Genomic DNA, 4,254 nt, shown 5'->3' on the forward strand with positions numbered 1-4,254 from the left:
TATCTTAAGATTTCTCTAGCTACTCTCTAAATGGATATCTTAAATATTTGATTATCAATGAGTTTTGAATCTTCGCTCATTAAGAACCCTGTCAAGGATGACAAAACTTCGCACTTTTTACCTTCTAGCAACGACTCATCATCAGTGTTAATTGTGTGATCCGACTTGAAAATAACTCTGTTAAAGCGTTTCACAATTTCTGTATCGGGTTTGTGTGCTGGGCCGTTTGGATTGAGTGATTGGATCGTGACAAATACAGGTTCTTGAATACAGAGCGCCATCAAGGCACGCCATCCAACCGCAGATAAATAGGCCTCACCATGCTCAAGGAGCACAACAGCACCATGAAGAGGCCCCATTTGCCGACAGCATTCTTCCAATACTCTAAGGGTTTCACTCGCCGAAGGCTGCGCTTCACGAAAGCGAGCACGAGGCTCGTCTGCGACGATGTTTAAGCCGTTGGTTATTCGATGATCGATCAAGATGGGAATGAAGCCTTTGCCGGCGAGTTGATGAGACAAAACAGCACCGAGTTTGCAGGCTCCACCTAGTAACGCAATAGGTCGACAGTCCATGTTTTTCGTCTATCCATAATAAGGTTGGATTTAGGATACGCGAGATAAGGTGCAATTTCAGCCACCTAAAGCGATGAATTCAGCGCCTAATGTGCGTATCATGACTATCCTTACTCATTAATGTGTCATTAAAACATACGGATTGTATGAAAATAGCGACAGCACATACGCGACTAAGCGATGCGAGCCAAGCAGCACACGCCCTGGCTCGTTCGCTAAAAGCACGATTAACCACACCACAGCTCTTAATGGTGTACTTTACCGAGCAGTATGACGCCAACCAGCTGCGAGAGACACTCACTGAACTGTTTCCTGACGCCCAAGTGATCGGCTGCTCAACTTGCTGTGGTGTAATGACACAAAGTGGCTATATAGAAGGGCCGTCCATTGCTGTCTGGGCGTGTAATGATGAGAAAGGATGCTATGGTTCCGCTTTGGTGCCGCACGAACCCCATCGTCAAGTCGCCGACTCCGCGCGTATTGCTTTGAACCAAGCGATCGAAAACAGTGGCCGATGTGGCGAGTTACCCAAACTCATTGCACTCCATAGCACCCCTGGTGAAGAAGAACATACATTGGCCGCGATTCGAGAAGAGCTTGGGGTTGCGGTGCCGGTGATCGGTGGCTCAGCTGCCGCGGATAGTGTGCAAGGGCAATGGCGTGTCTTCGATAGCCAACGCACTGCAAATACAGGGGTAGCGGTTAGTGTGTTTTATCCGTCAGCAAGAGTCAGCTACTCGTTTCATTCCGGCTACGCAGCTACTCAGCGCAGTGCAACAGTGACTGATGTAAGAGGGCGTCAACTAGTAAGTCTTGATCACCAGCCTGCGGCAGAGGTCTACAAAGCATGGTACGAGGCTGAAACCGGCACCGCTTTCGATGCACAACAACCGGTGTTCACACAATCCACATTGTATCCTTTGGGGACGCAAACAGGGACGATTCATGGTCTACCTTATTACACATTGGCGCATCCAATGGCATTTAATGAACAAGGCCATTTAGAGCTATTCTCTCAGCTTGAGGTTGGTCAACCGGTGTATCTGATGTCTGGTACCAGCGAAGGATTAGTCGCGCGCGCTAGCCGAGTAGTGGAATCAGCCAATGATCATGCGTTGCGGCAGCCTGAACCCCTAGGGGGATTAGCGATTTACTGTGCAGGATGCATGCTACATGTCAAAGACAAGCTAGAGCAGGTGGCTCACAATATTAATATTGCGTTATACGATGCGCCTTTCGTTTGTCCGTTTACCTTCGGCGAGCAGGGCTTGTTCAAAGGTGGCGAGTTGTCTCACGGTAATTTAATGATCTCAGCTGTGCTATTTCACAAGGATTAATCATGGCGTCGCAACGACTCACTGCGTCTGCTCGCTCAGACTCAGAATCGCTCCAAGAAACATTGTTTGAACTCAGTCGCGTTGAGGCGAGAGAAAAGCGTCTGCGTGAAGAAAACGATGCCATCTTATCTGCGATTTCGGCAATGACAGAAGCGACGACGAAAACGGATATCTTTGCTTCATTATTGGGTGTGATCCGTCGCTATGTCAGTTTTGATAGCGCCTTAGCTTTGAGCCGCAATCGAGAAACGGAAGACGCCTTCCGCTGCCTCGTAGCGACAGACAGTTCTCTGGAAACCGTGACTTGGCAAACGGGGGAGGTATTTCGTCGTTGCGTCCGCGGTGAGACAGTCGCGATTTATAAACCAGGATTGGTCAAAGAGCTGCACTGTTTAACTCACCAGTATGCAGGATATATCAATGGAACAGCACTGATCAGTGGCCTGACTGTTAACGATAGTGAAGTTATGTTGGTCTTGCTGTCGCATCGCCGCGATTCATTCAACGACGAAGCCCAGCAAGTGTTAGACAGATTTCGTCCATTAATCCAACGGACGATTATGGATATCGATTATCGTCACCGCCTGCATACGCTGGTTGGGATCCGCACCCAAGAGCTCAATGCAAGTCGTCAACGGTTTCAAGATTTTGCCCAAACAGCCAGTGATTGGTTTTGGGAATTGGATAATAGCTTTCACCTAACTTACCTTTCTTCACCTTCAACCGATGCGGATATCGATCCGGAAGCGCTACTTAATAAAATCAAATCAGACACGGCGCTTAAAGCACGCTTAGAGCGACTCATCCGCCACGAGAAAGCATTCAGTGATATTGAATGGCATATGCGCGCTGGTACAAATGATTACTGGGTAAGTTTGTCGGGCCGCCCCTTCTACAATAAACGGGGAGAGTTAGTGGGGTATCGCGGCACGGCCAAGGATATTACCACCACCAAGCGTCGTGTCGAAGAACTGCAACAAGCACGCCAACAAGCAGAGCTAGCCAATAATGCGAAGTCGCAATTTTTGGCGGTGATGAGTCATGAAATACGAACCCCATTAAATGCGGTGCTGGGCCTTATTGACGCCCTGCAACATTCTTCGCTTAATGCCGATCAAATGGCATGGGTAGGGCAGATGGATAAGTCGGCTCAGTTACTTTTAACGCTGATTAGTGATGTGCTTGATTTATCGAAAATTGAATCCAATCGCTTTTCACTGTCTCCCTCCGTTATGCGCCCTAGTGACAGCGTCACAAACGTCTATCAGCAATTGGTTGATCGCGCCGATAAAAAACATATCTACTTATCAGTGTCGGTTTCATCTGTGGTTCCCGAGACGATTTTTATGGATGAAAATCGCTTTACACAGATCTTACTGAACCTCATCGGTAACGCACTCAAATTTACCGATCGTGGTGGTGTCACCGTGTCTCTTGATGCAGAACAGCACACGCTGGTGCTATGGGTGAAAGATACCGGCATTGGCATCGAAAAAAACCAGCTCGCACGGATCTTTGATCCCTTTACTCAAGCAGACGGCAGTATCACACGCCGTTTTGGCGGGACGGGATTAGGGCTGTCTATCTGTAAGAAACTGGTTGAAATGATGGGCGGGACCATCAGCGTGCAAAGCGAGCTAAACCAAGGAACAGATTTCTGTGTCCGTTTGCCCATTATTGCGCCTCCCGATGGCGCATTACCGCCGGAACAACTAGAAAGGAACGCGTATCATCACGATGTCGTACCGCCGATGACGATTTTAGTGGCCGAAGACAGTCGCGCCAACCAAATGGTGGTGAGACTCATGCTGGAAAAGCAAGGCCATCGAGTCATTCTGGCATCCAACGGTGAAGAAGCTGTTCACCATATTCAGCAACGCCTCGATGATTTTGATTTAGTGCTCATGGATATGTCGATGCCAGTGATGGACGGTATCGCCGCTACCAAAGCCTTACGGATGGCTGGTTTTAACAAGCCAATCATTGCTTTAACAGCCAACGCGATGGATGAAGATCGCCGCCGCTGCATTCAAGCCGGCATGAACGACTTCGTCACCAAACCGGTCAGAGCAGAAAGCCTCCATGCGGTACTCAGTGACTACCAGCCCAGAGTACATACCGAGTAACTCGTGCTAACGATTGCGAGGCCTAATTACAATGAGTTGAATCGGTTTATACCAAGCTGGGATAATCAGATTAAAAGAAGTAGTAATTAGCTATTTTATGGTAAATAGCTAATTACGTTTAATGACATGGATAAAGTGGAGAAGAGCATTGTTAATGCGATAGATGCCACAATCAACCAAACATGATATTTAACATAATCTATATAATGCGAACTG

At 47.9% G+C, this 4,254-nt stretch carries 3 protein-coding genes; 2 read left to right on the plus strand and 1 reads right to left on the minus strand.

Annotated elements, in window-relative coordinates; translation table 11 throughout:
• Positions 1-26 precede the first annotated feature (26 nt).
• Positions 27-575 carry a hypothetical protein gene (locus tag BZG82_RS15775; protein WP_077766293.1) on the minus strand — a complete coding sequence of 183 codons (549 nt, stop codon included), beginning with the start codon at positions 573-575 and terminating at the stop codon, positions 27-29.
• 146 nt (positions 576-721) lie between these two features.
• On the opposite strand from BZG82_RS15775, the gene BZG82_RS15780 reads away from it, so the two are divergent.
• A complete protein-coding gene (locus tag BZG82_RS15780) occupies positions 722-1,912 on the plus strand; it encodes an FIST signal transduction protein (RefSeq protein WP_077766294.1) in 1,191 nt (396 codons plus the stop codon).
• A 2-nt stretch (positions 1,913-1,914) separates the two neighbouring features.
• The gene (locus BZG82_RS15785; RefSeq protein ID WP_077766295.1) at positions 1,915-4,038 is read left to right on the plus strand and encodes a hybrid sensor histidine kinase/response regulator; all 2,124 of its coding nucleotides are present in this window, start codon (positions 1,915-1,917) and stop codon (positions 4,036-4,038) included.
• Positions 4,039-4,254: the final 216 nt, after the last annotated feature.

The organism is Salinivibrio sp. PR5 (genome assembly GCF_001996085.1).
GTDB classification, from domain to species: domain Bacteria; phylum Pseudomonadota; class Gammaproteobacteria; order Enterobacterales; family Vibrionaceae; genus Salinivibrio; species Salinivibrio proteolyticus.

Excerpts from the sequence above, each read along its gene's own strand:
- BZG82_RS15775 (WP_077766293.1), bottom strand. The coding sequence starts at position 575 with ATGGACTGTCGACCTATTGCGTTACTAGGTGGAGCCTGCAAACTCGGT.
- BZG82_RS15780 (WP_077766294.1), top strand. The coding sequence starts at position 722 with ATGAAAATAGCGACAGCACATACGCGACTAAGCGATGCGAGCCAAGCA.
- BZG82_RS15785 (WP_077766295.1), top strand. The coding sequence starts at position 1,915 with ATGGCGTCGCAACGACTCACTGCGTCTGCTCGCTCAGACTCAGAATCG.